Source organism: Streptomyces sp. NPDC055815 (assembly GCF_053616475.1).
On sequence record NZ_JBSHDU010000156.1, the window covers coordinates 1 to 6,096 of the forward strand.

A 6,096-nucleotide genomic window follows, 5' to 3' on the forward strand; every position below is an offset into this window, starting at 1 on the left:
GTCGTCGCGGGCGGACTCTCCCTGGAGGACGGCGCCCGCGTCGTCGCCCTGCGGTCCAAGGCCCTCCGCGTCCTCTCCGGCGGCGGAGGCATGGCGTGGCTGAGCGTCCCCGAGACGCAGGCGGAAGAGCTGCTCGCGCCGTGGGACGGCCGTCTCTCCGTCGCGGCGGTCAACGGCCCGTCGTCCACCGTGGTCGCCGGGCAGCCGGAGGCGCTGGACGAACTCCTCGCCCAGTGCGAGGCCTCCGGCCTCTGGGCCCGCCGCATCCCCGTCGACTACGCCTCCCACTCCGCCCACGTCGACGAGATCCAGGACACCCTCGCCCACGAGCTGGAAGGCGTCGCCCCCCGTGCTGGCCGGGTCGCCTTCCACTCCACCGTGACCGGTGGCGCACTCGACACCACCCAGCTCGACGCCGCCTACTGGTTCCGCAACCTCCGCAGCAAGGTGCGCCTCGCCGAGGTCGTCGAGCAGCTCGCCGCCCCCGACGTCGTCTTCATCGAAGTCAGCGCCCACCCCGTCCTCGTCTCCGGCATCACTGAGACCCTCGCCGACACCGGCGCCGTCGTCGGCACCCTCCACCGCCACACCGGCGCACTCACCCGCTTCGTCCAGTCCGCCGCCGAGGCCTGGTCCCACGGCGTCACCATCGACTGGCCCGCCCTGCTCGCTCCCTACGACGCCCGCACCGTCGAACTGCCCTCCTACCCGTTCCAGCGCGCCCACTACTGGCTCCTGAACGAGCCCGCCGCCGCTCCTCGCAGTGCGCCGCGACCGATGGCCCAACCCGCCGAGCAGGTCGCCCTGTTGGGCGTCCGGATGCCGTCCTCGCCGCTCGCGCAGGCGCAGTTCGCCCCGCGGCTCGACCCGGTGGCGCACCCCTGCCTGGGCGACTTCGTGGTCGGCGGACGGCCGGTGGTCAGCGCCGGTGTGCTCGTCGAGTCGGTGATCGAGGCGGTGACCGAGTTCGCCGGGACCGGTCCTGTGTCCGTGGAGGACCTCGAACTCCCCGTCGACCTGGTGCTCGACCCCGTCGGCATCGACCCGTCGACGGCCGGCGCCGAGCGCGCCGCCCAGATCGTCCTGGACGCGGACCGGTTCCGCTACTACGCCCAGGACCCGACGGGCGGTTGGCAGCTGCACGCGCAGGGCCGGGCCAAGGCCGGTGCGCCGGCCGCGCCCACGGTGACGCTCGCCCCGGTGGGTTCGGGCCACGAGCTGACCGGCGACGAGCTGTACCGGATGCTGTGGCAGCGCGCCCTGTACCTGGGCTCCGCCGCCCGCTGGGTGGAGCGGATCAGGCTCGGCCGGGGTGAGGCCACGGCCGAGCTCCGGTCCGCGCTGGCCGGCGAGGCGGAGCCGTATCTGATCCACCCGGGGCTCGTCGACGCCATGTTCCAGACGGCGCTGGCCTGCTTCCCCGCCGACGGCCCCGCCCTGGTGCCGGCCGGTCTGGAGCGCTTCGTCCACTACGACCGCGGCGGAGCCCAGGACGGGCTTCGCTGTCATGCCGAACTGTTCGACGGCGGTACGCGGGCGCGTATCCGGCTCCTCACGGCGCAGGGCCGCCTCGTCGCCGAGGCCGACGGCGTGCGCTTCGTCCCGGCCCTGACCCGGCCGGCGACCGAGCTCGCCGCCGCGCAGACGCCCGCCGCCGAGGCGGCCGCGGCCGCCCCCGTATCGCCGGTCGTGTCCGAACCGCAGCGGCCGGCCGCGGTCCCGACACCACCGGACCCGAGCCCGGCTCCGGCCGAAGCGCCCGCCGCGGCGCCCGAGGCCGTACGTGCCCTCGTGACGCGTACGGTCGCCCAGGCCCTCGGCACCGTGGCGGCCCGGCTCGACACCGGGCAGTCCTTGCAGGCGCTCGGCCTCGATTCCCTGATCGCGATGAAGATCCGGACGGCGCTGAACCGTGAGTTCGACGTCCTGCTGCCGATGACGGCGTTCCTGAACGGCCGCAGCACCGAGGACATCGCCGGGGACGTACTCGAAAACCTCGGCGCCGACAGCTCCGGAACCGAAGCGGAGGCTCCTCAGAGCGCCGCCGACGACGCCGAGCGGTACGAGCCGTTCGGTCTGACCGATCTCCAGCAGGCGTACCTCGTCGGCCGTGGTGACGCCTTCGAGCTCGGCAACACCTCCACCTACTTCCAGATCGAGATCGACCTGGAGAACGTGGACCTGGACCGGCTCTCCGCGTCCTTCCGGGCGATGGTCGAGCGGCACGACATGCTGCGGGCCGTCTTCACTCCCGAGGGCGAGCAGCGCGTCCGGCGCGAGGTCCCGGCCTATGTGATCCGTGAGACCGATGTCTCCGCCCTGTCCCCGGCCGAGCGCGAGGCCGCGCTGACCGCCGTCCACGAGGAGATGCGGCACCAGGTCTTCGACACCGCGCGCTGGCCGCTGTTCGACGTGCGGGTGACCCGGACCGACGACCGGACGATCCGGCTGCACGCCGGCTTCGACGCCCTGATCATCGACGGTTTCAGCACGTCGATCCTGTTCAGGGAGTGGGCCGCGCACTACCGCGGTGAGGAGCTGCCGGAGCTTGAGCTGCGCTACCGGGACTACGTCCGGCAGGCCCGCGAGCTGGAGGGCGGACCCGAGTACGACCGGGCGCTCGCCTACTGGCGGGACCGGCTCGACACCCTGCCGGCCGCGCCGCAGCTGCCGCTGGCGGTGGCGCCGTCGAGCCTGGACCGGCCGGTGTTCCACCACCGTGGTGCGACGCTCCCGAAGGAGGAGTGGGCCCGGTTCAAGGAGCACGCGGCGGCGGCCGGGGTCAGCCCGTCCGCGGCGCTGTGCACGGCGTACGCGCAGGTGATCGCGGAGTGGAGCGCCACGCCCGACTTCTCGCTGAACCTGCTGTACTTCAACCGGCTGCCGCTGCATCCGCAGGTCGGCGACGTCATCGGCAACTTCTCCACCACGCTGATGCTGGAGATCCGCGACTCCGCCGAGGACACGTTCGCCACCCGGGCGAGCGAGGTGCAGGCCCGGCTGTGGAGCGACATGGAGCACAGCCAGGTCAGCGGTGTGCAGGTGCTGCGGGAGCTGAACCGGGCGCGGGGCGCCTCGGTGCGGGCCGCGGCGCCGGTCGTCTTCACGAGCCTGGTGAACTTCGCGGGACAGCAGGACACCGAGGAGCGGGGGGTCGTGCAGTACCTCGCGGGTATCGGTGAGAACGGCCGTCAGGTGAGCAGTTCGGTCCGCACCCCGCAGGTGTGGCTGGACCACCAGGCGGTCGAGGAGGCCGGTGAGCTCGTCCTGAACTGGGACGTGATCGAGGAGCTGTTCCCGGCGGGCTGCGTGGACGCCATGTTCGCCGCGTACCAGCGGATGCTGGGCGAGCTGTGCCGCGACCCGGAGGCCTGGCAGCGGCCCCGGCCGGCGCTCGTACCGGCGGCCGATCTGGAGGTACGGGCCGAGGCGAACGCCACCGACGGGCCCGTGCCCGACGGGCTGCTGCACGACGCGGTGCTCGCGCAGGCCGAGGCCACGCCCGAGGCGCCGGCCGTCATCTCGCCGGTGCTGACCCTCACGTACGGGGAGCTCGACCGCAGGTCGAACCAGGTGGGGCACGCGCTGCGCGCCCAGGGGGCCGGTCCCGGCGACCTGGTGGCGATCGTCATGGACAAGGGCTGGGAGCAGGTCGTCGCGGCGCTCGGCATCCTGCGGTCGGGGGCGGCGTACGTCCCGATCGACGCCCGGGTGCCCGTCGAGCGGCTGCACGTGCTGCTCGACAGTGCCGGGATCAGCCGGGTCGTCACCCAGCCGTGGGTGGAGGACACGGCGGACTGGCCGGAGGGCGTGGTCAGGACCGTGGTGCGGGCCGAGGACAAGGGTGAGGACGGCCCGCTCGGCGAGTCCGGTGCCAAGCCGGGCGACCTCGCCTACGTGATCTTCACCTCCGGCTCCACGGGGCTGCCGAAGGGCGTGATGATCGAGCACGGCGCCGCCCTGAACACGGTCGTCGACGTCAACGAGCGGTACGGCGTCACCTCGTCGGACCGGGCCCTCGGTCTGTCCGCGATGCACTTCGACCTGTCGGTGTACGACGTCTTCGGACTGCTGTCGGTGGGCGGCGCGCTGGTGCTGCCCGAACCGGCGGCGCACCGTGAGCCGGCCCGCTGGGCGGAGCTCGTCGCCGAGCACGGGGTGACGATCTGGAACAGCGTGCCCGCGCTGATGGAGATGTTCACCGAGCACGCCCTGTCGAACGGGCTCGGCGGGCTGCCGGTGCGCCTGGTCATGATGAGCGGTGACTGGATACCGGTGTCGCTGCCCGGACGGATCCGGCTGCTGCTGCCGGACGCCGAGCTGTGGAGCCTCGGCGGTGCCACGGAGGCGTCCATCTGGTCGATCCTGCACCCCATCGGTGAGGTCCCGGACGACTGCGTGAGCATCCCGTACGGCAAGGCGATGCGTAACCAGCGCTTCCACGTGCTGGACGGCGCGATGCGGCCCTGCCCCGTGTGGGTGCCGGGCGACCTGTACATCGCGGGCGTCGGTCTGGCCCGCGGCTACCTGAACGACGAGGCGAAGACCCGCGCCGCGTTCCTGCACCACCCGGTCACCGGCGAACGGCTCTACCGGACCGGCGACATGGGGCGCTTCCTGCCGGACGGCAGCATCGAGTTCCTCGGCCGTCTCGACTCCCAGGTGAAGATCCAGGGCTACCGGATCGAGCTGGGCGAGGTCGAGGCCGGGCTCACCCAGTGCGAGGGCGTGCGGTCCGCCGCGGTCGTCGCGGCGGGCGAGCGGCACGGGCCCAAGCGGCTCATCGCGTACGTGGTCCTCGACGAGGGCCGCGAGGACACCGAGGAGCAGCTCACCGAGGAGCTGCGCCGGGTGGTTCCGGCGCACCTGGTGCCGCAGCGTGTCCTCGTCCTGGACGAGCTGCCGCTCAGCGACAACGGGAAGGTCAACCGGGCGGCCCTGCCCGCGCCCGACGACGTCGCCGTGGAAGGTGCCGGGTTCGTCGCGCCGCGCGACGAGGTGGAGCGCCGGCTCGCGGAGATCTGGGCGGAGTTCTTCGGCGTGTCCGAGATCGGGGTGACCGCGAGCTTCTTCGACCTCGGCGGTGACTCGCTGCTCGCGGTCCGGCTGATGGCGAGGATCGCCCGTGGTCTGGGCCGCAGCCTGCCGCTGTCCACGCTGTTCGCCCGGCCGACGATCGAGCTGCTCGCCCGGGCGGTGCGTGAGGCCGACGGCGGCGAGACCGGCCGCAGGGCGCTGGTGCCGGTGCGCACCGGCGGTGCGCGGACTCCTCTGGTGTTCGTGCACCCGGTCGGCGGTGATGTGCTCTGTTACGCGGAGCTCGCCGAACTCCTCGGCGAGGACCAGCCGTTCTACGCGCTCCAGGTGCCGGACACGGAGCTGACCAGTGTGGAGGCGATGGCCGCGCACTACGTCACGGCGGTCCGGGAGGCACTGCCGGAGGGTCCGTACCGGCTCGGCGGCTGGTCGATGGGCGGTGTGATCGCCCTGGAGATGGCGGCCCAGCTCACCGCGGCCGGCGCCGAGGTGGAGCTCCTCACCGTGATCGACCTGATGGTCGAGCCCGGTCCGGCCGAGGGGGAGCCCGTCTCCGACGAGCAGTTGTTGTCCTGGTTCGCCCGGGACCTGGCGGGTCTCGCCGGTGTCGACTGGGAGCTGCCCGTGGAGGCCTTCGACGGCCGCCCGCCGGTGGAGGTGCTGCACGCCGAGGCGCGGGGCGCGGGGGCACTGTCCGAGGACATCGACCTCGACACGCTCAGCGCCATCGTGGGCCGGTTCCGGAACAACTACCGGGCCCTGCTGGGCTACGCGCCCAGCGGCTTCGCCGGGCGGGTCGTGTCGCTGCGCGCCGCGGACGGCGGTGCGACGGTCGAGACGGCGAACCGCTGGATGCGGTACTTCCCCGGGGACGCCACCCTCGTCGACGTACCCGGCGACCACTACACGGTGATGCGCGGCGAGCGGCTGCGCGTCCTGGCCGGCGAGCTGCGCCGGGCCCTCGACGCGCGGTGATCCGAACCGGGCGGGGCGCCGCACGGGCGGCCCGGCCCGGCCACCCACCCCCCCCGCGGGCTCATATAAACAAAAACCAGACCC

The 6,096-nt window shown here is 73.1% G+C and carries 1 protein-coding gene; it reads left to right on the plus strand.

Annotation, left to right across the window (positions count from 1 at the left end; translation table 11 throughout):
* Window positions 1–6,012 (plus strand): amino acid adenylation domain-containing protein (locus ACWGN5_RS41525; protein ID WP_453524141.1); only part of this gene is annotated, 6,012 nt, incomplete at its 5' end.
* Window positions 6,013–6,096 lie beyond the last annotated feature (84 nt).